General features: G+C 70.5%; 21 protein-coding genes. 9 read left to right on the forward strand and 12 right to left on the reverse strand.

Annotated elements, in window-relative coordinates; genetic code table 11:
- Window positions 1-2: 2 nt before the first annotated feature.
- The 9 genes from B2K11_RS00280 to B2K11_RS20735 form a co-directional block, all read right to left on the reverse strand.
- Complete coding sequence (locus tag B2K11_RS00280) at window positions 3-1,007, reverse strand: ABC transporter permease (protein WP_239525519.1); 1,005 nt, start codon at window positions 1,005-1,007, stop codon at window positions 3-5.
- Window positions 997-1,755: an ABC transporter ATP-binding protein gene (locus B2K11_RS00285; protein WP_204259956.1), complete on the reverse strand. Its 759-nt coding sequence runs from the start codon at window positions 1,753-1,755 to the stop codon at window positions 997-999. The genes B2K11_RS00280 and B2K11_RS00285 overlap by 11 nt, the downstream gene beginning before the upstream one ends.
- Before the next feature lie 208 nt (window positions 1,756-1,963).
- Window positions 1,964-3,034 (reverse strand): ABC transporter substrate-binding protein, encoded by a 1,071-nt coding sequence (locus tag B2K11_RS00290; protein ID WP_163615828.1) that lies wholly within the window; start codon window positions 3,032-3,034, stop codon window positions 1,964-1,966.
- A 56-nt stretch (window positions 3,035-3,090) separates the two neighbouring features.
- Window positions 3,091-4,449 carry a GTP-binding protein gene (locus B2K11_RS00295; RefSeq protein ID WP_239525521.1) on the reverse strand — a complete coding sequence of 453 codons (1,359 nt, stop codon included), beginning with the start codon at window positions 4,447-4,449 and terminating at the stop codon, window positions 3,091-3,093.
- Window positions 4,449-5,438 (reverse strand): sulfate adenylyltransferase subunit CysD, encoded by a 990-nt coding sequence (cysD, locus tag B2K11_RS00300; RefSeq protein ID WP_163615829.1) that lies wholly within the window; start codon window positions 5,436-5,438, stop codon window positions 4,449-4,451. Before cysD ends, B2K11_RS00295 begins: the two co-directional genes overlap by 1 nt.
- A complete protein-coding gene (locus B2K11_RS00305) occupies window positions 5,435-6,178 on the reverse strand; it encodes a phosphoadenylyl-sulfate reductase (RefSeq protein ID WP_163615830.1) in 744 nt (247 codons plus the stop codon). Before B2K11_RS00305 ends, cysD begins: the two co-directional genes overlap by 4 nt.
- A 145-nt stretch (window positions 6,179-6,323) precedes the next feature.
- Entirely contained in the window at window positions 6,324-8,045 is a 1,722-nt protein-coding gene (locus B2K11_RS00310) for a nitrite/sulfite reductase (RefSeq protein ID WP_163615940.1), read from the reverse strand.
- A gap of 162 nt (window positions 8,046-8,207) precedes the next feature.
- Window positions 8,208-8,924, reverse strand: coding sequence for a CbiX/SirB N-terminal domain-containing protein (locus tag B2K11_RS00315; protein ID WP_163615831.1), 717 nt, complete (start codon window positions 8,922-8,924; stop codon window positions 8,208-8,210).
- Window positions 8,925-9,044: 120 nt separating this feature from the next.
- Entirely contained in the window at window positions 9,045-9,944 is a 900-nt protein-coding gene (locus B2K11_RS20735; RefSeq protein WP_275576709.1) for a hypothetical protein, read from the reverse strand.
- A 117-nt stretch (window positions 9,945-10,061) separates the two neighbouring features.
- On the opposite strand from B2K11_RS20735, the gene B2K11_RS20555 reads away from it, so the two are divergent.
- The gene (locus B2K11_RS20555; RefSeq protein WP_239525525.1) at window positions 10,062-10,763 is read left to right on the forward strand and encodes a MarR family winged helix-turn-helix transcriptional regulator; all 702 of its coding nucleotides are present in this window, start codon (window positions 10,062-10,064) and stop codon (window positions 10,761-10,763) included.
- A gap of 21 nt (window positions 10,764-10,784) precedes the next feature.
- On the opposite strand, the gene B2K11_RS00330 is transcribed toward B2K11_RS20555, so the two are convergent.
- The 3 genes from B2K11_RS00330 to B2K11_RS00340 form a co-directional block, all read right to left on the reverse strand.
- Window positions 10,785-12,839: a substrate-binding domain-containing protein gene (locus B2K11_RS00330; RefSeq protein WP_163615832.1), complete on the reverse strand. Its 2,055-nt coding sequence runs from the start codon at window positions 12,837-12,839 to the stop codon at window positions 10,785-10,787.
- Between the two features lie 120 nt (window positions 12,840-12,959).
- On the reverse strand, window positions 12,960-13,487 hold the full coding sequence (locus B2K11_RS00335) for a hypothetical protein (protein ID WP_163615833.1): 528 nt from the start codon (window positions 13,485-13,487) through the stop codon (window positions 12,960-12,962).
- A 172-nt stretch (window positions 13,488-13,659) separates the two neighbouring features.
- Window positions 13,660-15,174, reverse strand: a complete 1,515-nt coding sequence (locus tag B2K11_RS00340; RefSeq protein WP_163615834.1) for an MFS transporter — start codon at window positions 15,172-15,174, stop codon at window positions 13,660-13,662.
- 84 nt (window positions 15,175-15,258) lie between these two features.
- Between B2K11_RS00340 and B2K11_RS00345 the strand changes: the two genes are divergently transcribed.
- From B2K11_RS00345 to B2K11_RS00380, 8 genes are all read left to right on the forward strand, one after another.
- Window positions 15,259-16,842, forward strand: a complete 1,584-nt coding sequence (locus tag B2K11_RS00345; RefSeq protein WP_163615835.1) for an MFS transporter — start codon at window positions 15,259-15,261, stop codon at window positions 16,840-16,842.
- Between the two features lie 82 nt (window positions 16,843-16,924).
- Window positions 16,925-17,413 carry a TrkA C-terminal domain-containing protein gene (locus B2K11_RS00350; RefSeq protein WP_163615836.1) on the forward strand — a complete coding sequence of 163 codons (489 nt, stop codon included), beginning with the start codon at window positions 16,925-16,927 and terminating at the stop codon, window positions 17,411-17,413.
- Between the two features lies 1 nt (window position 17,414).
- Complete coding sequence (locus B2K11_RS00355; RefSeq protein ID WP_163615837.1) at window positions 17,415-18,617, forward strand: cation:proton antiporter; 1,203 nt, start codon at window positions 17,415-17,417, stop codon at window positions 18,615-18,617.
- Window positions 18,618-18,780: 163 nt separating this feature from the next.
- Window positions 18,781-20,652, forward strand: a complete 1,872-nt coding sequence (gene dnaK / locus B2K11_RS00360; protein ID WP_163615838.1) for a molecular chaperone DnaK — start codon at window positions 18,781-18,783, stop codon at window positions 20,650-20,652.
- Window positions 20,653-20,654: 2 nt separating this feature from the next.
- A complete protein-coding gene (locus B2K11_RS00365) occupies window positions 20,655-21,284 on the forward strand; it encodes a nucleotide exchange factor GrpE (protein WP_163615839.1) in 630 nt (209 codons plus the stop codon).
- A gap of 14 nt (window positions 21,285-21,298) precedes the next feature.
- On the forward strand, window positions 21,299-22,294 hold the full coding sequence (locus tag B2K11_RS00370) for a DnaJ C-terminal domain-containing protein (RefSeq protein WP_163615840.1): 996 nt from the start codon (window positions 21,299-21,301) through the stop codon (window positions 22,292-22,294).
- 168 nt (window positions 22,295-22,462) lie between these two features.
- Complete coding sequence (locus B2K11_RS00375) at window positions 22,463-22,936, forward strand: MerR family transcriptional regulator (RefSeq protein ID WP_163615841.1); 474 nt, start codon at window positions 22,463-22,465, stop codon at window positions 22,934-22,936.
- A gap of 75 nt (window positions 22,937-23,011) precedes the next feature.
- The gene (locus tag B2K11_RS00380) at window positions 23,012-23,848 is read left to right on the forward strand and encodes a hypothetical protein (protein ID WP_163615842.1); all 837 of its coding nucleotides are present in this window, start codon (window positions 23,012-23,014) and stop codon (window positions 23,846-23,848) included.
- Window positions 23,849-23,861: the final 13 nt, after the last annotated feature.

Below are 23,861 nucleotides of genomic sequence, written 5' to 3' on the forward strand. Positions count from 1 at the left end.
GGTCATCGGGCGCCTCCCGTGATGAGCAGGCCGCGGCGCTTCAGCATCCGTCGCTCGAGAGGACCGAAGAAGACGAGCTCGATGAGGATGCCGATCGCGAGGATGACGATGATGGTGCCGAGCACGCCGGCAAGATCGGCGAGCTCCCGGCTCTGGTCGAGCATCGAGCCCAGCCCGAAGCCGATGGTGCCGCCGGTCGCGATGATCTCCGCCGCCATGAGCGAGCGCCAGGAGAAGGCCCAGCCCTGCTTGAGTCCGGCGAGGTATCCCGGGAGCGCGGCGGGCAGGATGACCGCGGTGGCCAGCTGCCACCGCGAGGCGCCCAGCACGGTGCCGACCCGGCGCAGCTGCGGCGGCACCTGGTCGATGCCGGCGATCAGCCCGTTGACGATGGAGGGGATCGCGCCCATGAGGATGACGAAGTAGACGGTGGCGTCCGACAGGCCGAACCAGATGATGGCGGCCGGTACCCACGCGACCGAGGGCAGCACCTGCAAGCCCGAGATGATGGGGCCCACGGCCCGGCGGATGGGCCGAACCTCGGCGAGCAGCAGGCCGATGGGCGTGCCGACGACGATCGCGATGAGGAAGCCGGCGATGCCGCGCTCGAGGCTCGTCGCGACGGCCTCCTGCAGGCGGCCCGATTCCCAGGCCAGGCCCAGCGCGTTCCACACGTCCACCGGCCCGGGCACGATGTCGGGCCGCGGCTGGGCGATCACGACGTAGAGCTGCCACGCGACGAGGAGGATGATGACGAAGAGGATGGGCGGCACGACGCTCGTCGCGAAACGGCGCCAAGGGCCCGGGCCGCGGTCGGCGTCTGTCTGGAGATTGTCGAGCCCGGCGGCGAGGCTGCGCAGGTCGTTCGCTTCGGTCGTCGAGCGAGCTTGCGAGTCGAATCGCGCCGGCGAAACGTCGTGCGTCGGCTCGTGGCGTTTCGTCTCGCTCGCGGTCCCCGAGCCTGTCGAAGGGCGCTCGCTCAACGACCGGATAGTGTCACGCGGCATTGCGGCGGATCTCCTTCCGCAGCTGGTCGGTGATCTCCACCGACAGGGCGGCGACCTCGGGCGACTCGATGCGGCGTCCCGTGGTCTTCGCGATGGTCCACTCCTGCACGATGCGGCCGGGGCGGCTTCCCATCAGCACGACGCGCTGACCGAGCCGCGCCGCCTCGCGCACGTTGTGCGTGACGAAGACGATCGTGCGGCCGGTCGCGCGCCACACGCGCTCGAGCTCTTCGTGCAGCAGGTCGCGCGTGATGGCGTCGAGCGCGGCGAAGGGCTCGTCCATCAGGAGCACGGGGCGGTCCTGGGCGAGAGCGCGCGCGAGCGCGACGCGCTGGCGCATACCGCCCGACAGCTCGTGCGGACGCTTCTCGGCGGCATCCGCGAGGTTCACGGCGTCGAGCAGCGTCAGCGCCTTCTCCCGACGCTCGCCGCGGGGGACGCCGCGCAGGCGCAGCGCCAGCTCGACGTTGCGGCGTGCGGTGAGCCACGGCATGAGTGCCGACTCCTGGAACATGACGGCCGCCCCCTCGGCCGGGGTCTCGATGCGCCCGGCGGTGGGCTTGTCGAGGTCGGCGATGAGGTTGAGGAGCGTCGACTTGCCACAGCCCGACGCGCCCAGCAGGCAGACGAACTCGCCCGGGGCGATGTCGAGCGAGACGTCGTCGAGCACGACGGGTCCGGCGCCGAAGCGCTTGGACACGCCCTCGATCCGCACCGCGGGTGCGGGCGGCGGTGCCGCGACGGGCACCGGGGTGACGCTGTCGAAGCTGGGGCCGAGCGGGCTGCGGGGTGTCGCCGGCGCGCCAGCTTGCTCATGGGCCGGCGCGCCAGCTTGCTCATGGGCCGGCGCGCCAGCTTGCTCATGGGCCGGCGCGCCAGCTTGCTCATGGGCCGGCGCGCCAGCCTCCGGGGTCGCCTGCGCGGCCCCGGAGGCGGATGCGGGAGCGGTGCTCATGTCAGTCCTCGCCGAGCCCTGACGCCGACACAGGCTCTGCGCCTGCGGCCTCGAGCTGCTTGTTCAGGAGGCGCAGATCGAAGAGCCCCTCGATCGAGCCCTCCTTCTGCGTGCCCGCCTCGATGCCGTTCTCGACCAGCGTCTGGAACGTGTCGGCGTGCGGGTCGACCGAGAAGACCACGTGCTCGAGTGCCCGCTGGATCACGGCGTCGTCGAGCGGCTTGCCCGTCTCCGCCTCGATCGCACCGTTGATGACACCCGGCGCCTCCTCGGCGTTGTCGGCGATCCACTGCACGGCGGCCTCGTGGCCCTTCAGCAGGTCGGCGATCACGTCCGGGTGCTGGTCGAGGAACTCCTTGCGCACCAGCAGCACGGTCGTGGGGAACTCGCCGTCCTCCCACAGGTCGGCCTCGTCCTGCAGCACGTGCGCGCCGGCATCCAGGATCAGGCGTGACACCCACGGCTCGGGCAGCCAGGCGCCGTCGAGCTCGCCCTGCTGGAAGAGCGTGAGCGTCTGCGCGTTCTCGGTCGGGGTGACCTGCACGTCGCCGCCGCCGGAGGTGTCGGTCTCGAAGCCCTCGTCGGCCAGCCACTTCCGCAGCGCGACGTCCTGTGTGTTGCCCAGCTGCGGCGACGCGAGGGTGGTGCCCCCGAGGTCGTCCGGAGAATCGATGCCCTCGCGCACGACGAGCGCCGCGCCGCCGGTGGCGGCTCCCGCGACGATGCGCGCGGACTCGCCGCCCGACTGGATGAACGTGTTGATCGACGGGTTCGGTCCGATGTACGTGGCGTCGATGGCGCCGGCCGAGAGCGCCTCGATCGCGGCGGGACCGGCGTTGAACACCTGAGTCGTCACGTCGACGTCGCCGAGCGCGTCCTCGAACAGTCCTTCTTCCAGCCCGACGAGCGCGGGCGCGTGGGTGACGTTGGCGAAGTAGCCCAGGCGCAGCTCGTCGACCGGTGCGGCGGACTCGCCGCTGCCGGGGTCTGCCGCAGCGGAGGCGCAGCCGGCCATCATGACGGCCACGAGTCCCAGGGTTGTGAGTGTGGTCGCGGTGCGGATTGTGTTCACGGTGTCGCCTCCTTCAGTTCGGGTGGTACTCAGTTGGGGTGGTGTGCGCGCGACGTTCAGTCGCGCACGATGCCGGCGGCGAGCGTGGCGCCGTCGGACGGATGGATCACGAGGAACGAGCCCCCGTGGCGGCTGGTGCGGTAGGGCTCGAGCGGCAGGTCTGCCGCCACGCGCAGCCGCACGCGGCCGATGTCGTTGGTCTCGAGCGTCTGCGCCGGCTCGTGCGTGAGCGCGTCGAGGTCGTAGCGCGACTCGATCTGCGCGACGATGGCCTGCACCGTCGCGGTGCCGTGCTTGACGAGCACACGGATGCCGGGGGTCAGCGCCCGCGCGTCGAGCTGGAAGAGCTCGGCCTCGAACTCCCGCCGTGACACCGGCAGCGAGCCGGCAGCGACGACGAGCGCGCCGCGCGCGGTGTCGATGTCGTCCTCGAGTTCGAGCGACACCGACTGCGGGGCGGTGGCCTCGTCGACCTCGGCTCCCGCAGAGCGGATGCCGGTGACCGTGGTCGTCCGGCCGGCCGGGAAGATCTCTACCCGGTCGCCCACGCGCACGACGCCGCTCGAGATGCGGCCCGCGACCGCCCGGTAGTCGCGCAGCCGCTCGGCCTCCGCGCCCTCGATGCCCGGCGCGAGGCCGCCTTGCGGGCGCAGCACGAGCTGCACCGGAAGCCGCAGCGGCTCGAGCTCCTGCTCGGGATCGTCCGCCGCGGGCAGGGTTTCGAGCAGCTCGAGCAGTGCGGGGCCGTCGTACCAGGGAGTGCGCTCCGAGCGGTCCACGATGTTGTCGCCCTCGAGCGCCGACACCGGGAGCACGTGCAGGTCCTCGATGCCGAGTTCGGCGGCGACGGCACGTGCCTGCGCGGCGACGTCGGCGAAGGCATCCGCCGAGAAGCCGGTCAGGTCGATCTTGTTCACCGCGACGATCACGTGCGGCACGCGCAGCAGCGCGACGACCGCGAGGTGGCGCTTGGTCTGCTCGAGCACGCCCTTGCGGCCGTCGACGAGCACGATCACGGCGTCGGCGGTGGTCGCACCGGTGACCATGTTGCGCGTGTACTGCACGTGGCCCGGGCAGTCCGCGAGGATGAACGACCGCGTGCCCGTCGAGAAGTAACGGTAGGCGACGTCGATCGTGATGCCCTGCTCGCGCTCGGCGCGCAGGCCGTCGGTGAGGAGGGCGAAGTCGAAGTCGCCGTGCGCGAAGCCGCGGTCGGCGGACGTGCGGGCGACCTGCTCGAGCTGGTCGGCGAGGATCGCCTTCGAGTCGTGCAGCAGCCGGCCGACGAGCGTCGACTTGCCGTCGTCGACCGATCCCGCGGTCGCGAACCGGAACAGCGTGGGAGTTCGGGGCGTTTCGTCTCGCTCGATCCTCGCTCGCTCAACGACCGGGAGGCGCGTGTCCACATTGGTCATCAGAAGTAGCCGTCCTTCTTGCGGTCCTCCATGGCCGCCTCGCTGAGGCGGTCGTCGGCGCGGGTCGCGCCGCGCTCGGTGAGGGTGGAGACGGCGACCTCGGCGACGATCGCGGCGAGGTCCGCGGCATCCGATTCCACCGCTCCGGTGCAGCTCATGTCGCCGACCGTGCGGTAGCGCACCGTGCGGCGCTCGACGGTCTCGTTCTCGCGCGGCGGAGAGAACTCGCCCACCGGACGCCACATGCCGTCCCGCGCGTAGACGTCCCGCTCGTGGGCGAAGTACAGCGGCGGCAGCGCGATGCCCTCGCGCTCGATGTAGCGCCAGACGTCGAGCTCGGTCCAGTTCGAGATCGGGAAGGCCCGGACGTGCTGGCCGGGCGTGTGGCGCCCGTTGTAGAGGCTCCAGAGCTCCGGGCGCTGGTTGCGCGGATCCCACTGCCCGAACTCGTCGCGCAGCGAGATGATGCGCTCCTTGGCGCGGGCCTTGTCCTCGTCGCGGCGGGCGCCGCCGAATACGGCGTCGTGGCGGCCGGCGGCGATGGCGTCGAGGAGCGGCGTGGTCTGCAGCGGGTTGCGGGTGCCGTCGGCGCGCTCCTGCAGCCGGCCGTCGTCGATGTAGTCCTGCACACGGGCGACTTCGAGACGGATGCCGAGCCGCTCGACGGTCTCGTCGCGGAAGGCCAGCACCTCCGGGAAGTTGTGCCCGGTGTCGACGTGCAGCACGGGGAACGGCACGCGGCCGGGCGCGAACGCCTTGGTCGCGAGGTGCAGCACCACGACCGAGTCCTTGCCGCCGGAGAACAGCAGCACGGGCCGCTCGAACTCGGCGACGACCTCGCGGATGACGTGGATCGCCTCGGCCTCGAGCAGGTCGAGGGTGGACAGACGCGTTTCGTCTCGCTTCGCTCGCTCAACGACCGGGGTCTCGGTCGTTGAGCGAGCGAGGGACGAGCGAGACGAAACGCTCTGGGTGTCGGAGAGGGTCATTCGTGGAGCCCGCATTCGGTCTTCGAGAGTCCGGCCCAGCGGCCGGAACGGGGGTCTTCGCCGGCGGCGACCGGCTTCGTGCACGGTTCGCAGCCGATGGAGGGGTAGCCGAACCCGACGAGCAGGTTCACCGGCGCCTTGTGCGCGGTGGCGTAGGCGAGCACGTCGTCGAAGCTCCACGCCGCGACCGGGTTGACCTTGACGAGCCCGTTGCGCTCATCCCACGTCACGAGGGGCGTGTTCGTGCGCGTGGGCGCCTCGTCGCGGCGGACGCCGGTGAACCACACCTCGTAGCCGCCGAGGGCGTCCTGCAGCGGCGCCACCTTGCGGCGCGCGCAGCAGAGGCCGGGGTCACGCGAGAAGAGCTGCGCGCCGAACTCCGAGTCCTGCTCGGCCACTGTCTGAGACGGGGTGATGTCGACGATCCGCACGTCGAGCGCGCGCTGCACCTCGTCGCGCGTCGCGTACGTCTCGGTGAAGTGGTAGCCGGTGTCGAGGAACAGCACATCGACGCCGGGCAGCTGCTCGGCCACCAGGTGGGGGAGCGCGGCGTCGGCCATCGAGCAGGCGACGGCTGCGGCATCCGTCCCGAAATTGCGCGCGACCCACGCGACGACCTCGGCGGCGGATGCCTCGTGCTCGGTCAGACTGCCGAGCTCGAGGTTGCCCCGCTCGGCGAGGGCCTTCAGCTCTTCGGGCGCGCGCTTGACGGCGACGCGAGGTGCGAGGGAGACGGTCACAGCAGAACCCCCTTGCCCGCGCGTGGACCACCGGCGTGTCCCGATTTCACCCCTGCACGTCCCGAAAACTCCGCTTCAGAGGGCTCTTTGCGAGCGAAAGCGGGACATGCGAGGGCTGTGCGGGCGGGCATCGCGAGGGAGACGGTCATTGGAGGGCCTCCTCTTCGGCGCGGTGCGCCCACTGGGCGAACGTCTCGTCGGCCTCGCGGTCGGCGAGGAAGCGTGTGACGACGCGCTCGACGTAGTCGGCGATGCCGTCGGCGGCCACCTTCAGCCCGCGCACGGTGCGGCCGAGGCCGGGCTCGTCGCGGTCCTGCGAGGCGAGACCGCCGCCCAGGTGCACCTGGTAGCCCGGCACCTGCTCCCCGTCGATGGTGACGAGCTGGCCCTTGAGCCCGATGTCGGCGGTCTGGATGCGCGCGCACGAGTTGGGGCATCCGTTGACGTGGAGGGAGATCGGATGCGGCAGCTCGAAGCCGTTGAGACGCTCCTCGAGGTCGAGCACGGCCGCCGTCGCGTTGACCTTGGTCTCGACGATCGCGAGCTTGCAGTACTCGATGCCGGTGCAGGCGATCGTGCCGCGGCGGATCAGGCTCGGACGCGCCTGCAGCCCGAGCGCGTCGAGCTCGGCGATCAGCGGCTCGACGTTCTCGGCGGGGACGTCGAGGATGACGAGCTTTTGGTGCGGCGTCGTGCGCAGGCGGCTCGAGCCGTGCGCCTCGATGACGTCGGCCAGCTTCGCGAGGGTCGGGCCAGAGACGCGGCCGACGATCGGGGTGACGCCGATGTAGAAGCGGCCGTCCTTCTGCTCGTGCACGCCGACGTGGTCGCCGGGGGTCAGCGGCTTGGGGGCGGCGGGGCCGTCGGGGAGCGCATAGCCGAGGTACTCGTCCTGCAGCACCTGCCGGAACTTCTCGGCGCCCCACTCGGCGAGGAGGAACTTCAGGCGCGCCTTGTTGCGAAGGCGCCGGTAACCGTAGTCGCGGAAGATCTGCGCGACGCCGTGCCAGGCATCCGCCACCTGGTCCGGCCGCACGAACGCACCCAGGCGCTCGCCGAGACGCGGGGTCGTCGACAGACCGCCGCCGACCCACAGGTCGTAGCCGATGCCGAGCTCGGGATGCTCGAGGGCGACGAACGCGACGTCGTTGATCTCGTGGACGACATCCTGGCTGGGATGACCCGTCAGAGCGGTCTTGAACTTTCGGGGCAGATTCGCGAGCGACTCGTCGCCGATGAAGCGCGAGGTGATCTCGTCGATCTGGGCCGTCGGATCGATGAGCTCATTCGCCGCGATCCCCGCAACGGGTGACCCGAGCACCACGCGCGGCACGTCGCCGCACGCCTCGGTGGTGCCGAGTCCGACGGCTTCGAGGCGGCGCCAGATCTCGGGCACGTCCTCGACGCGGATCCAGTGCAGCTGGATGTTCTGCCGGTCGGTGATGTCGGCGCTGTCGCGGCCGAACTCGGTCGAGATGCCGGCGATCACGCGCAGCTGCTCGGTCGTGAGCTGGCCGCCGTCGATGCGGACCCGCAGCATGAAGTACTCGTCCTCGAGCTCTTCGGGCGTCAGGGTCGCGGTGCGACCGCCATCGATGCCGGGCTTGCGCTGGGTGTACAGCCCCCACACGCGGAACCGGCCGTGCAGATCGGTCGGGTCGATCGAGGCGAAGCCGCCCTTGGAGTAGGTCTGCTCGATGCGCTCGCGAACGCTCAGGCCGTTGTCGACCTGCTTCCACTCCTCGTTGCCGTTGAGCGGCGCGGTGCCGTCGATCTTCCACTGGCCGTTCGGCTTCGTCGACGCGCGTGGCGGGCGCACGGCGGCGCGCGGGCGGTCCGCCGCAGCGCGCGCTTCGGTTTCGCTGATGGTCACGATGGCCTCCGGGTGTTCCCGGGCGTCCCCGGGCGGACCCTAACAAGGTCCTTCCGTGAGGCTAGAAGCGACCCGGCCGGGGGCCTATCCGAATGTCAAGGGACGTTAACCGGCGTAACGGGGCGTCACACAGTTGCGGGTGGACCAATTGTGGACTCAGTCCGACAAGCCCGCGGCGTCCCGGTAGCGGTCCACGACGATCTCCACCAGGGGTACGGGCGGCTCGTCGTCGCCCACCAGCGGCGGCGCCACGGGGGCACCGGCCGCCATCCGCACGGCGAGGTCGTGGAAGTACCCCGGGGCGAGGAGGTAGTTCGCGACCACGGTCCGCGTGGCCGGTGAGGCGACGGCCTTGGCGACGGCGACGTCCAGGCGGGGGTCGGCGGCGGCGAGGAAGCCCACGCTGACATCACGGCCGAGCCGGGCGCCCAGCATCCGTCCGATCTCGCGGCAGTCCTCATTCGCGCGATCGTCGCTGGATCCCGCCACCGCGAGCACGATCTCGTCGTCCGGTGCCGGGGCGAGCGGCATCAGGCGCGCCAGGAGCACATCGACCAGCCGAGGGTCGGGACCGAGCGCCGGCGCGATCACCACCCCGTCGCGGCCCGCGGACTGCTGCCGGAGGTCGACGCGCACGTGGTACCCGGCCGACAGCAGCAGCGGCACGATGACCACGGGCGTGCCCTCGGGGATCGCGTCGAGGGATGCCGCGACATCCGGCTGCTGCACGTCCACATGCCCGAGCCGCACCGTGACGGCGGGAAGGCGGCGTGCGACGGCCTCCACCAGTCCTGCGACGGCCGCCTGCCCCGCGGGCGACGCAGTTCCGTGCGAGATGGCGAGGAGCGCGGGCACAGTGGTCACCCTGCCCATCTTGCCGCCCCGCTGTGACGCGCGTGTGACGCATCCCCGCGCCCGAGAACCGCGAAAGGGTAGATTCCCGCACATTCAGGGCGCGGAAATCTACCCTTTCGGGATTCAGGATGCCGGATCTCAGGCGGCGCCGGACTCCCGGCCGCGCGCGAACCCGGCGTCGAAGCCGCGCTCGTACGCCTGCTGCGCACCTCGGCCACCGCGGCCATGGGCGCGGTCGCCGTGGTGACCGTGGTGGGCGTGCTCGCCGTGGTGGCCGTGCCCGGACTCGTGGTCCCGGTGGCCGTGGTCGGCGTGCGGGTGGTCGCCGCGGCATCCCTCGCCGCCGTAGCCGCGCATCGGCTCATCGAAGCGCTCGGCCGGGTGGCCGGGGCGCCCGGGAGCGAAGCCGCGGTGGCGGTTGTGTCCGTAGCCCTCGTGGATGTCGGAGCCGAACGGCCGCGGGCCACCGGCGAAGCCCTGGCGCCAGCCCGGGCCGAAGCCATGGCCGCGGAACTCCGGGCCGAAGCCCGGGAAGCCCCGCCGGCCGAAGCCGCCGAAGCCGCCGAAGCCGCGCTCGCGACCGGCGGCGCTGTCGTCCCAGCCGAATTCGCGCGCGATCGCCTCGAGCGAGGTCGTCAGGGCTGCGTACGCCTCGGCGTCGCCGACGGCGTCGACCACGCGTGAGCGGATGCCGTCGACGATCGCGCCGATGCGGTCCTTCTCGGAGCGGCCGAGGTCGGTCAGGCTCCAGGTGCCGTCGCCGTGCTCCTCGACCCAGCCGCGCTCTTCGAGGCCACGCAGGCGCTTGCCCTTGCGGGCGAGGCGCTCACGCATCTCGGGAGCGTCGATGTCGCCGGCGAGCAGATTCAGCAGCATCCAGTCGCGTCGGCTGATGCCTTCGGCTTCGAGCGCGGTCGCGAACTCGCGCGTCAGCAGCCCGTCGACCGCGCGCAGCCAGTAGCCGAGCGGACGCCGGTCGGTGGGCAGGGGAGTCTCGGACTCGTTGTCGTTCTCTGGGTTGTCAGTGAAGTCGTTCATGGAAAGTCCTTTTCGAAGGGGCCGCACGAGGGGCCGCCGGATTACATGTCCAAATGCATGTGTATGCAGTGTGACATGCAATTCGAATACATGTCAAGTCGCATGTAAGTTGGACGCATGCCGTCCACACCCGACGACCCCGCCGACGCCATCGCCGCGGCGCTCGCACGCCTGCGCGGACGACGGATGCCCCGCCCGCCGTGGGCGGACGGCTCCAGGCCCCACGGCGGAGGGCCACACGCCCATGGGCACGCCGGGCCCCACGGCCACGGCGCCGGCCACGGCACCGACGGCGGCCACGGCCACGACGACGAGCACTCGGGCCACGGCCCGGATCACGCGCATGGCGACGAGCCGATCCGCGGCTTCGCGGGTCGCGGCGGTCGCGGCGGTCCCTGGGGTCGTGGTGCGACCGTTCCCGGGTTCGGCGGGCCTCCCGGGTTCGGCGGGCCGCCGTGGGGCGGCGCCGGGCGCATCGGGGGACCGGCACGCCTGAGACTGCTCGAGGCGCTGGCCGCGGCATCCCATCCGCTGTCGGTGGGTGAGATCGCCGACGCGGTGGGCGTGGATCAGCCCCGCGCGTCGCGGCTCGTGCAACAGGCGGTCGAGCTGAGGCTGGTGCGGCGCGAGGCAGACCCTGGCGACGCCCGCCGTACCCGTGTGGCGCTGACGGATGCCGGAACCCGGCTCGTGCGCGGCTTCCGGGGCGAGCGGCGCGAGGCGATGGACGCGGCGCTCGCCGCCTTCACCGACGACGAGCGCGCGGAGCTCGCGCGCCTGCTCACCAAGCTCGCCGACTCCTGGCCCGGGGCGTCGTAGCCGCGGGCCAGGATGGTCGGGTCAGAAGCTCGTGACGAGGTCGCCGAGCACGGCCTGGAGCTTGGACGGGTCGGTCGCGTCGTAGTAGTGCGCGCCTGTGGCGCTCGAGATCGACTGCAGGGTCGCCACGTCGGCGTCCGCCCCGTAGGCGAGCGTGAAGATGAGCACCGGAGTCCCGTGGTGCATGTCCTTCAGGTTCGCCAGCATCTGATCGGCGCCGATGGTCGGCGCGTTCGGCGTGTCGTTCTCGCCGTCGCTGAGCAGCACGATCGCGTTGATGTGGTCGCTCGTCCACGACGCCGCCTGCTGTGCGGCGAACGTGTCGACCGCCTGGTACAGCGGCGTGTCTCCCATCGAGGTGAGCCCGCCGAGAGCGCCGAGGAACCCGTCGCGAGACCCGCCGATGTCGGAGACCGGCGACACCAAGCCCGGCAGCATCGCACCATCGGGACCCTGCGCGAACGCGGCGAGCCCGACGTCGTCGCCCGTGGTGAAGTGCCCGAGCGCCGCCTCGATCGCCTTGCGCGCCTGCGCGAGCTTGGTGTCGCCCGCGGGGATGGGCTCGTCCATCGACCCCGACACGTCGAGCAGGAACAGCACGTTCGCCCGCTTGCGCACCTCCGGGAACGACGTCTGCACGGCTGTCACGACGTCGGCGGCGGGGAACGCCAGCGTGCTCTGCTGGGCGGCGTCGAGCTGGCCGATCTTCGCGACGCTCTCGTCGAGTGCGCGGTTGAGATCGCGGTAGCCGGCGGCGCGCACGGCTGACTGGCCCTGCGCGGTGTGCGTGAAGCGGATGAAGTCCGCCGCGGCCTCCGCCTCGACCGGGTCGATCCATTCGCCCGTGAGTCGCATCACAGGGTTGTCGGCCGAGTAGTACCCGTCGGTGGGGTAGATCGGCACGAGCTGCTCCGACGGCGGTTCGCCCTGCGTGCGTGTGATGCCGTCGCGGCTCGTGATACCGCGGTTGTAGTCCCACACCGACTTCTCATCGACGATGACCGCCGAGAGGAAGTCGGCGGTGGAACCGGATGCCTCGGCCTGGCGCGCGTGCCAGAGGAAGTGCTCGGGCGTGGCCATGTAGTGGCTGGTCGCCGTCTCGTTCTCGTGCACCTCGGCCTGCACTCCGGGGTCCTGCACCTGGGCGGCGGTGAGGCCGGTGAGCGACCCTGCCGCTGTGCCGTACGACGCGTACATGGCGGCCTCGCCCGAGGTCGCCATCAGCGGACTGGTCTTGCCGAGCTTGAACGCGCCCCACTCCGGGTGCCCGAGACCGCTCCAGAGGTCGGGGTCGCCCGCCGCGTCGAAGATGGCGCTCCACGTCGGCGCCGCGGCATCCCATCCGATGGTCTCGGCGAGGGTCTCGGGCATCGCGATCACGACGTCGGAGATGGCGACGCTCGTGCCGTCGGCGCGCAGGTTGGTGGCTCCTTGCGACTGGGCGACGTCGACCCAGGTGGAGGAGTCGGGCAGCCACACGGTCGGCTTCTGGTCGGCGGCCAGGTTCGGGAACGCGGTCGCCACCACCGCGGCGGCGAGACCCGACTTCTCTTTCGCGGTCGTCACCGTGACGCACGACCCCGCGACGTTGCGCGGCTGGCTGTTGTAAGCGGCGGCGAGGCTCTCGACCATCTCGGCGTTCTCGAACGACGAGAGCACGCTCACGGTCGCGCACGGCTGGGCGCCGGCGGCCGCGGCCGGTTCGTCCTGCGGGAACTCGATGGCCTCGACGACCTGGGGTGCAGCGGGCGCCGGGTCTTCGGCGGCGGGCGCCGGTTCGGCGAGGTTCGACACGATCGCGTACGACACGGTGCTGATCGATCCGACCAGCACGACGATGCCGACGACGGTGGTCCACATCAGCATCCGGCGCCGGCGCTTGCGGCGGCGCTCGCGGCGTTCGTCGATCGCCGAGGGCGCCTTGGCCCTGGCAGGCACCGCGGACGATGCGGTGGATGAGAAGGTGGGAGAAAGAGCGGGGGACGATGCCGCAGGCATTGCAGCGGTATCCGGCTGAGAGGACTGGCCGCGGCGGGGTCCGGGCGCGTCCTCGTCGCCGCGCGTCTGATCGCGCATGGGCATCCTCGAGGTCGATGCGGCCGTGAGGCCGGGCGGGGGGTCACCGGCCGGGTAGTCCGGTAAGGCTAGAGCCTAACCCGAGCGAGGTTGCGAGGCGAGGGCGAGGATGCCGTGAGATCACCGTGAAGCGGTGTTCAGCATCCCGATCAGCACCGCGGTCCACCACGCCGACTGCGAAACGACCGCACTCCAGACGCACCATGCCTGCAATCTGCGGGGGAGGGCCGAGAACCGCACGCCCCCGGGAAGCCGAGCCAGTTCGTCGGTCAGTCGCGTCATCCCGACCCCGTTCATGGCGGCGATGAGCACCGCGACCATCTTGATCGCGGTCAGCGGCTCTCCGAGGTCCGGCTGCAGGAACGCGCCTGTCGCCAGCAGCCCGGCGATGCCGAGCCACGCGAGGGTGCTCACGATGCGCTCGACGCGGCGGAGGTCGTCGAGGGCCGCGCGTCGCAGCATCCAGAGCAGTCCGCTCAGTTCGAGCAGCACGGCGGCGCCGAGGCCCGCGATCACCGAAGCCAAGTGGCCGAAGAGCGCGGGAGTGTGCAGCCACGCGGGGGGAACGACGGTGGTGCCGACCCACAGCGAGAGGAGCATCGCCAGCAGCACGCCCCAGTAGCCGAGGGCGCGGCGATGGCGTGCCACGCGCCGACGCTCGGCGAGTCGTCGCTGGGTCGGCGGGATCACGGTGCCTCTCGGGATTCGGCTGCGGCGCGGGGGAGCGCGACGGCCCCCCAGTCGCACCGGTGAAATCTCACCGAGTGCGAGATTATCGGATGCCGCGTGCCCTGCGGCTGTGTGTGCCCCTCACGCCCGCTCAGCCGGAGGTGCCGGCACGGCGGCCGGAGGTGCCGGCGCGCGCGTCAGAGATGTCGGCGGGCCGCAGCTTCACCGGCAGCAGGAGGAGCAGCCCCACCAGGAGCACGATCACGATGCCGAGGATGCCGTAGTGGGTGGCGCCGAATACGCCGATCAGCACCGACCAGAGCAGGGGGGAGAGGAAGCTCATCACGCGCCCCGTGGTCGCGTAGAGGCCGAACACCTCGCCCTGCATGCCGGTCGGGGTGACGCGCGCCAGGAGCGATCGGCTGGACGCCTGCGCGGGGCCGACGGCGGCCGAGAGGATGATGCCGCCCACCCAGAACACCGGCTTGCCGCCCTCGCGGAAGAAGAAGACGAACAGGGCGCTCACGATGAGGATGCTGAGCGCCGTGATGATGATCGCCCGCGCGCCGAACCGATCGTCCAGGCGCCCCGCGATGATCGTCGACACGCCCGCGACGAGGTTGAGCGCGATGCCGAACGCGATGACCTCGGTCGCGCTGAACCCGAACGACACGGCCGCCAGCACGCCGCCGAAGGCGAAGACGCCAGCCAGCCCGTCGCGATACACGGCGCTCGCGATGAGGAACCAGAACGTGGGCCGATGCTCGCGGAAGAGCGCGACGATGTCGTGGACGAGCACCGCGTAGCTCTGGAAGAACCCGACCCGGCTGCGGTCGGGGCTCGCGGGGGACTCGGGCACCAGGAAGACGAAAGGGAGTGCGAACAGCACTGTCCACACCGCGGCGCCGATGGCGATGAGGCGATAGGCCAGACCGTCCGACACGTCGAACCCGAACCAGTCGAAGGTGTTGAGGACGACCACGATGGCGAGGGCCAGGATGCCGCCGATGTACCCGAGGCCCCAGCCGAGACCGCTGACGCGGCCGATCGTCTTCGGGGTCGACACCTGCACGAGCATCGCGTTGTAGTTGACCCCGGCGATCTCGGAGGCGACAGAGCCGAGTGCGACGAGGACGGCGCCGAGCCAGAAGAACTGGGGCTCGGCGTAGACGAAGAAGAGAGCGAACTGCAGGAGGGCGAGCACCGCGGTCGCACCGACCACCCAGCGCTTCTTGGTGCCGGCGGCGTCGGCACGCTGGCCGAGCACGGGCGCCAGCAGCAGGATCAGGATGCCGGCAGCGAAGGTGACCCAGCCGTACCACTCCGCGAGATCCGAGAGTCCGCCGCAGTACTCCGTCGCCGCATCCGCGGCACGGGAGCACACCATGTCGCCGTCGGCGTTCTGCTCGGCGACGCCGGCGGGGAGGAAGGCGTCCGACACCAGGTAGAGCGACACGAAGACGAACGTGAGGATGACCGAGTTGAAGGGCTGAGTCGCCCAGTCCCACAGCGCCCACGCGAACACCTGTCGACGAGGGACCGGGGTGTCGTCGAGCCGTTCGGTGTTGAGCGCCGCGGTCGAGAGAACGTGCTCCGGGGGAGTGCCCGCGCCGGTGGGCTGGACGGGAGCGCCGGGCTCGTCCGATCCGGGGGCGGGGGAGCTCATGTCGGTCACGGTAAGGCCCTTCGGTGAACGGCGGGTGCGGACTCACCGTAGCGCTCGAGGGCCGCCGGATGGTTTGCTTCCTCCATGACAGGGGAAACCACGCCCGCGCCGGCCTTCAACGGACGCCTCGCCATCTTGCTCGCCATGGCGATGTTCGTGCTCGTGGTGGACACCTCGATCATGAACGTCTCGATCTCGGCGGTGGTGACGGAACTCGGTACGACCGCCAGCGGCGTGCAGGGTGCGATCGCGCTCGAAGCCCTTGTCTCGGCCGCCTTCATCCTGCTCGGGGGCAAGACGGGCGACCTCATCGGCCGGAAGCTCGCCTACACCCTGGGCCTCCTCGGCTACGCCGTCGGTGCGGTGGCGATGACCTTCGCGCAGAGCCTGACCGCCGTCATCATCTTCTGGGCGGTGATCGGCGGTATCGGCGCATCCCTCCTGCTGCCGTCGATGCAGTCGCTCATCCACGGCAACTTCGTCGGGGAGCACCAGAAGCGCGTCTATGCGCTCGTGGGAGCGTCCGCCGCCATCGCGGCGGCGGTCGGTCCGCTGCTCGGCGGGTTCATCACGACGTTCTGGTCGTATCGGGTCGCGTTCGCACTCGAGGCCGTCATCATCCTCGTCGTGCTCCTGGGCCTCGGTCTCGTGAAGGACGTGAAGTACCACGGAGACCGCTCCATCGACCTCGTCGGTGCCGGGCTGTCGGTCATCGGTATGGGCGGCGTCGTGCTCGGTATCCTCGTCTGGCAGGAGGGCGGCGGCTATGTCGGACTCCTGATCGGCCTCGGCATCGTCGCGCTCGGCGGGCTCGCGTGGTGGCTCAACGCCCGCAAGAAGCGGGGCAAGCCGGTGCTGCTCGACCCGGCGCTCTTCTCGTCGAAGCCGTTCCGCACGGGGGTGAGCGGGCAGCTCCTCCAGCAGATCGCGCTCGGCGGCACGATGATCGTGCTGCCGCTCTACCTGCAGATGGTGCTCGAGTACAACGCGCTGCAGGCGGGCCTGTCGATCGCGCCGCTGTCGCTCAGCATGTTCGTGGTGGCGATCTGGGCCGGCAGGCGAGGCAAAGGGCGCCCGGCGAACCTCATCCTGGTCGGCTTCGCGCTCGCCCTCGTCGGCCTCGTCGCGATCGTGCCCCTCGTCCCGATCGCCGACTCGGGCTGGTACCTCGCGGTTCCGCTCATCATCGCCGGATCGGGGCTGGGTCTGCTCGTCTCGCAGCTCAACAACTACACCCTGTCGCCCATCTCCGACGAGCGGGTCAGCGAGGCCGCCGGCGTCAACTCCGCGGCGGGATCGTTCGGGCTCTCGTTCGGTCTCGCGTTCGCCGGCGCGATCATGCTCGCCACTCTCGCGACGTCGTTCACCGCGCTCTCCGATGCGAGCACGGTGCTCACCGCGGAAGAGCAGCAGCAGGTCTCGACCGTTCTCGAAGACGACGCGCAGCTGATGTCGAACACCGGCCTCGAGGAGCTGCTCGCGGACGAGCCCCCGGCGACGGCCGACGAGGTCGTCCGCATCAACACCGAGGCACGCCACATCGCGCTTCAGGTCGCGCTGCTGATCCCGATCTTCGCCGCGCTGCTGGGCGCGCTGAACGCATTCCGCATGCGGCGCCTGCCCGACCCCATGCCGAACGCGGCAGCGGAGGGGACGATGCTCGGATGACGGGCGCAGCCCGACCGCGCGGGCGAGGAAGCAGTTCGGACAGGCCCTGACCGCCGCGCCACGGCGGTGCCAAGATGGGGGCATGTCCGTGCATGTGGAGCGCGCTGAACTGCCGGGGATCGGCATCCGGCACGATCTCGAGACCGCCGCCGGGCGGCGGCTGTCGATCATCACTTTCCGCGACGGCGGTCGCCAGCTGGCGGTCGCCGACACGGGCGATCCGGACCGTACGGCACAGACCGTCGCTCTCACCGATGAAGAGGCCACAGCGCTGTCGGAGGTGCTCGGCGGCTCGGTCATCTTGACGCAGCTGGCGGGGCTCCGCGAGCAGGTCGACGGCCTGTCCACCGGCAAGATCACGTTGCGCGCCGACAGTCCGTACGCCGGGCGACCGCTCGGCGACACGCGGGCCCGCACGCTCACCCGCTGCTCGATCGTGGCGATCGTCCGTGCGGGCGGCGTGCTGCCGGCACCGGGTCCGGCCGACGTGCTGAGAGTGGGCGACACCCTCGTGGTGGTGGGGACCAGCGAAGGGCTCGAGCACCTGGCGCGCATCGTCGACGGGGTCTGACGTGGACGACGGCGCGCTCGTTCTCATCGAGATCGGCGCGCTGCTGCTGGGTATCGCCCTGATCGGGCGACTGGCCGGACGACTGGGCATCACCCCGATCCCCCTGATCCTGCTGGCGGGGCTGGCGTTCGGTGAGGGCGGCCTGCTGCCGTTTCGTTCGGGGGAGGAGTTCATCGAGGTCGGCGCGGAGATCGGCGTCATCCTGCTGCTGCTCATGCTCGGGCTCGAGTACACCGCCGACGAGCTCGTCGGCAACCTGCGCCGGTCGCGACGTGCAGGCCTCCTCGACATGGTGCTGGGCGCCGCGCCGGGCGCACTCGCCGCTCTTGTCCTGGGCTGGGGCCCGGTCAGCGCGCTCGCGCTCGCCGGCATCACCTGGGTCTCGTCGTCCGGGGTCGTCGCCAAGATGCTGCAGGACCTCGGGCGCCTGGCCAACCGCGAGACGCCGGTGGTGCTGTCGATCCTGGTCATCGAAGATCTCGCGATGGCCTTCTACCTGCCGATCCTCACCGCCGTGCTGATCGGGCTCGATCCCGGCGCCGCCATCTTGACGGTCGTCCTGGCGCTGGCTGCGGTCGTGCTCATCCTGTACGTCGCGCTGCGGCACGGCCATCTCGTCTCGAAGCTCGTGTGGTCGCGCAACGGCGAGGTGCTGCTGCTCTCGGTGCTGGGGCTCACTCTGGTGGTGTCGGGGCTGGCCGCGCAGGCGAGCGTGTCGGCGGCGGTGGGCGCCTTCATGGTCGGCATCGCGATCTCCGGGCCGGTCGCCGCTCACGCGCATCGCCTGCTCACCCCGCTTCGCGACCTGTTCGCGTCGGTGTTCTTCCTCTTCTTCGGGCTGTCGACCCATCCGGCCGACCTCGTGCCGATGATCGTTCCCGCCGTCGTGCTCGCGGTCATCACGATGGCGGCGAAGGTGCTCACGGGTTACCTGGCGGCACGCTCGGCCGGGATCGCCGAGGCGGGCCGGTGGCGTGCCGGCTTCGCCCTGACCCCGCGGGGCGAGTTCTCGATCGTCATCGCAGGGCTCGCGGTCGGCGCCGGTGTCGACCGATCGCTCGCGGCACTGGCCACCGCGTACGTGCTCATCACCATGGTGGCAGGGCCCCTGCTGGCGCGACTGCCCGAAGCCGCCTGGTTCGCGGCCTGGTCGGGCACGGTGCAGGCCCGGCGTGCATCTGCACGCAGGGCTGCGGCATCCTGATCAGAACTTGAGCCGCATCGTGTCAAGTTTGATTTGACGGATGCCGCACCCCGGGCGTATGGTTGAGCCATCGCGACTCAACCTCAGGTGGAGCCGCGAGCAGACTTCCCATCAACCCCGGGCGCCGGCATCCGTTCTGCGTCCACATGAAGGAGAGATACACATGGCACGTGCTGTTGGAATCGACCTCGGTACGACCAACTCGGTCGTGAGCGTCCTCGAGGGCGGCGAGCCCAAGGTCATCGCGAACGCCGAGGGCTTCCGCACGACCCCTTCGGTCGTCGCATTCACGAAGGACGGCGAGGTGCTCGTCGGTGAGACCGCCAAGCGCCAGGCCGTCACCAACGTCGACCGCACCGTCTCGTCGGTCAAGCGCCACATGGGCACCGACTGGAGCTTCGAGGTCGACGGCAAGAAGTGGACTCCGCAGGAGATCTCGGCGCGCATCCTCCAGAAGCTCAAGCGCGACGCCGAGCAGTACCTGGGCGACACGGTGACGGATGCCGTCATCACCGTCCCCGCGTACTTCAACGACGCCGAGCGTCAGGCCACCAAGGAGGCCGGCGAGATCTCGGGCCTCAACGTCCTGCGCATCATCAACGAGCCCACCGCCGCCGCTCTGGCGTACGGCCTCGACAAGGGCAAGGAGGACGAGCTCATCCTCGTCTTCGACCTGGGTGGCGGAACGTTCGACGTCTCGCTGCTCGAGGTGGGCAAGGACGACGACTTCTCGACGATCCAGGTGCGCTCGACCGCCGGTGACAACCGCCTCGGCGGCGACGACTGGGACCAGCGCCTCGTCGACTACTTCATCAAGCAGTTCAAGGACACCACCGGTGTCGACGTCTCGGGCGACAAGATCGCGCTGCAGCGCCTCAAGGAGGCCGCGGAGCAGGCGAAGAAGGAGCTCTCGTCGTCCACCTCGACGAGCGTCAACCTGCCGTACCTGTCGCTGACCGACTCGGGCCCCGTGTCGCTGAGCGAGACCATCACGCGCGCCAAGTTCGAGGACCTCACCAAGGACCTGCTCGACCGCACCAAGAAGCCGTTCGAAGACGTGATCCGCGAGGCCGGCATCAAGGTCGCCGACATCGACCACGTCGTGCTCGTCGGCGGCTCGACTCGCATGCCCGCGGTCTCAGAGCTCGTCCAGCGCGAGGCAGGCAAGGAGCCCAACAAGGGCGTCAACCCGGATGAGGTCGTCGCCGTGGGCGCTGCTCTCCAGGCCGGCGTCCTCAAGGGCGAGCGCAAGGACGTCCTCCTCATCGACGTCACCCCCCTGAGCCTCGGCATCGAGACCAAGGGCGGCATCATGACGAAGCTCATCGAGCGCAACACCGCCATCCCGACCAAGCGCAGCGAGACCTTCACGACCGCCGACGACAACCAGCCGTCGGTCGCGATCCAGGTCTTCCAGGGCGAGCGCGAGTTCACCCGCGACAACAAGCCGCTGGGCACGTTCGAGCTGACCGGCATCGCGCCGGCCCCGCGCGGCATCCCGCAGGTCGAGGTCACCTTCGACATCGACGCCAACGGCATCGTCCACGTGTCCGCCAAGGACAAGGGCACCGGCAAGGAGCAGTCGATGACGATCACCGGCGGCTCGTCGCTGCCGAAGGACGACATCGAGCGCATGGTGCGCGAGGCCGAGGAGCACGCGGCCGAAGACAAGAAGCGCCGCGAGGCCGCCGAGGTGCGCAACCAGGCCGAGACCCTGTCGTACTCGATCGAGAAGCTCATCAAGGAGAACGACGACAAGCTTCCCGAAGACGTCAAGACCGAGGTCCAGGGCGACGTCGACGCGCTCAAGACCGCGCTCGCCGGCGACGACGACGAGGCCGTGAAGACCGCGTTCGACAAGCTCAACCAGAGCCAGGGCAAGCTGGGCGAGGCCATCTACGCCGCCGGTCAGGCTGCGCAGACGGCTCCGGATGCTTCCGCAGGTCCTGAGGCCGGTGACGCCCAGGGCGCCACGAGCGCCGACGAGGATGTCGTCGACGCCGAGGTCATCGACGAAGACGAAGAGAAGAAGTAGCCATGGCAGACAAGGACCACGACCCCACGGCCGGCTCAGGAGCCGGCGACGAGGAAGAGGTCCGTCCTGCCGAGGAGGGGTCGGAGGCGCAGGCCTCCGGCCCCGTCCCGCAGGACGGAGACGCCCAGGACGAGGGCGACGAGCTGACGGTGGACGACATCCTCGGCTCGGCGCAGAACGCCGACGCCGCGGCGGAGGACGCCGTGCTGGCCGACCTCGAGTCGGCGCTGCTGAACGACCTCAAGCGGCTGCAGGCGGAGTACGCCAACTATCGCCGCCGCACCGAGGAGCAGCGCGAGGTCGAGATCGAGCGCGCGCAGGGCGCGGTCGCCAAGGGGCTGCTGCCCGTACTCGACGATCTCGACCGGGCTGACAAGCACGGCGACCTCGAAGAGGGCTCGCCGTTCGCCGCGATCGCCGAGAAGCTTCGCGGTGTCGCCGAGCGCATGGGTCTCTCGACCTACGGCGCCGCCGGAGAGGCGTTCGATCCGCAGCATCACGAGGCGATCTTCCAGGTGCCGACGCCCGGCGCGACCGACGCGACGATCCTCGAGGTCGTCGAGATCGGCTACCGCCTCGGCTCGGTGGAGCTGCGTCCGGCGAAGGTCGTCGTCGCGGTTCCTGCCGACTAGCCGAAGGAGCACCCATGGCCAGTCAGGACTGGTTCGACAAAGACTTCTACTCGGTGCTCGGCGTCTCGAAGGACGTCAGCGAGGCTGACCTCAAGAAGACGTACCGCAAGCTCGCCCGCAAGTACCACCCCGACTCCAATCAGGGTGACGCCGCGGCAGAGGCGAAGTTCAAGGAGGTCAGCGAGGCGTACTCGGTGCTCTCCGACGCGGAGCAGCGCAAGGAGTACGACCAGATCCGCGCGATGGGCTCGGGCGCACGCTTCACCGCGGGCGGCCAGGGCGGCGCCGGCGGCTTCGAAGACGTCTTCTCGATGTTCAACCAGGGTCGGGGAGCCCGGTACCAGAACGCCGAGGACTTCGAAGACATCTTCGCGATGTTCAACCAGCAGCAGGGCGCGGGCTTCGGCTCGGGCCGGTTCGGGCAGTCTACGGGCGGCTTCCGCGGCTACGGCGGCCCCACCCGGGGTTCCGATGTCACGGCGCGCACGACGATCGACTTCGTCACCGCGACCAGGGGCGAGACCATCACGCTGCAGGGCGAGGACGGCAAGCCGTTCAAGGTGAAGATCCCCGCCGGCGTCTCGGACGGGCAGAAGATCCGGCTGCGCGGCCGCGGGCGTCCCTCGGTCGACGGCGGCGAGAGTGGCGACATCGTCGTGCAGGTCGCGGTGCGTCCGCACCCGGTGTTCACCCGCGACGGGCTCAACCTGCGCGTCACGGTGCCGGTGACGTTCACCGAGGCCGCGCTGGGCGCCACCATCGAGGTGCCGACGCTCGGCGGCGACCCGGTCCGGCTGCGGGTTGCGCCGGGAACGCCGTCCGGTCGCGTGCTGCGCGTCAAGGGCCGCGGGGTCGAGACGAGCAAGGGCACCGGCGACCTCCTCGCCGAGGTGCAGGTGGCGGTGCCGTCGCACCTCGACGACGCCGCGCGCGAGGCGCTCGAGCGCTTTCACAGCCTCGAGCCGAAGGAGAACCCGCGCGCCGATCTCATGAGCAAGGCGCAGGGCTGAAATCATGACGAAGTCGGTCGTTGAGCGAGCGAAGCGAGTCGAAACGCGTCGTGCCGACGTCGCCCGCCGGTCCGGGGCGTTTCGTCTCCGCGTTTCGACTCGCAAGCTCGCTCAACGACCACGTTCCTCGCTCGCTCAACGACCGGGTGTGTGAGAAGGAGGTGCGACATGCCTGAATCGCACGACATCGACGCGGATGCCCCGATCTTCGCGATCGCCGTCGCCGCCGAGCTGTCGGGCATGCACCCGCAGACCCTCCGTCAGTACGACCGGCTGGGCCTGGTCGTGCCGGCCCGCACGCAGGGCGGTTCGCGCCGGTACTCACTGCGGCACGTCGAGCAGCTGCGCGAAGTCGCGCGGATGTCTGCCGACGGCATCGGGCTGCCCGCCATCGTGCGCATCCTCGAGCTCGAGAACCGGGTACAGCAGCTGCACGAGCGCGTGCGCGACCTCGAGGACCGCATGCGGGCCGAACTCGAGAGACGTCCGGGCGCCCGCGTCTTCGCCGCCGGTGCCACCGGAAACGTCGTGACCCTCCGGCACGGCACCCGGGTGCGTCGGGCGACCGAGATCGTCGTGTGGCGGCCGCGAACGCCGCTCCCGCCCGCCCCCGAGAGCCCTGAGCAGCCGGCGGACGACTGAGGCGCCCCCGCGCCTGCGCGATTGTCGCGCTTCGGCGGATGACGGTGACGTACCGCGCATGCCACTATGCAGGTGATGGACACCGCCACCCTCGACGAACTGCGCGCACTCCGGGCACGCGCGTACGGCCCCTCGGCCGACATCCACCAGGATCCGGCGGCCGTGCGACGCCTGCATGAACTCGAAGCCGGCCGGAAGCCGCTCAGGTCACCGGATGCGGAACAGCCCGCCGCGGCGGCCGACGTCGCAAAGCCGCCCACGAAGCCCGCACCTCCCGCATCCCCATTACAGGCGGAACGAGCTCGGGAACCCGAAACGCAGAGTGATGCGGTCCAGACGTCGACCTCGACGGACGTCTTCGGTGCGCTGGAATCGGCCGTTGTTCGCCGGGGTCGAGAGGGACGCGCAGCGGGAGTGTCGCCGATGATGCGGCTCACGTGGGCGGTGTCGGTCGTCGCGGCCGCCGCGCTGGCGGCGTCGGCGACCTATGTGCTGACCTGGATCGCTCCGGTCTCGGTCTCGAGCGGCGCCGAACAGATCGCCACTCTCGAGCCTGTGCCGATGGTCGATCTTCCCCCGGGGTGGTTCGGTGCCGGGCCGAGTTCGATGGCGTTCGAGTTCTACGGCATGACGCTCTTCGAGACGGCCGACGGCTTCACGGCGTCCGGCGGGACGGACTGCTTCGTGATCGTGCCGACCGAAGAACTGCCGGCGGCGGACGCCGACACCGCCAACTGGTCGATGAGCGGAGCCGTGCACACGGGCTGCGGGGTCGGCGACTTCCCGGCAACGATCGAGTTGCCTGTCGACAGCAATACGCCGGAGGAGCTGCGCTCGAGCTTCCCCGAAGGCAGCGCACTGCAGTTCGTGCGCGACGGCGACCGGATCGGCGTCTTCCTCGACACTCCCTGAGGACTCGGCCGAC

Source organism: Microbacterium sp. B35-30, assembly GCF_010634855.1.
GTDB lineage: Bacteria > Actinomycetota > Actinomycetes > Actinomycetales > Microbacteriaceae > Microbacterium.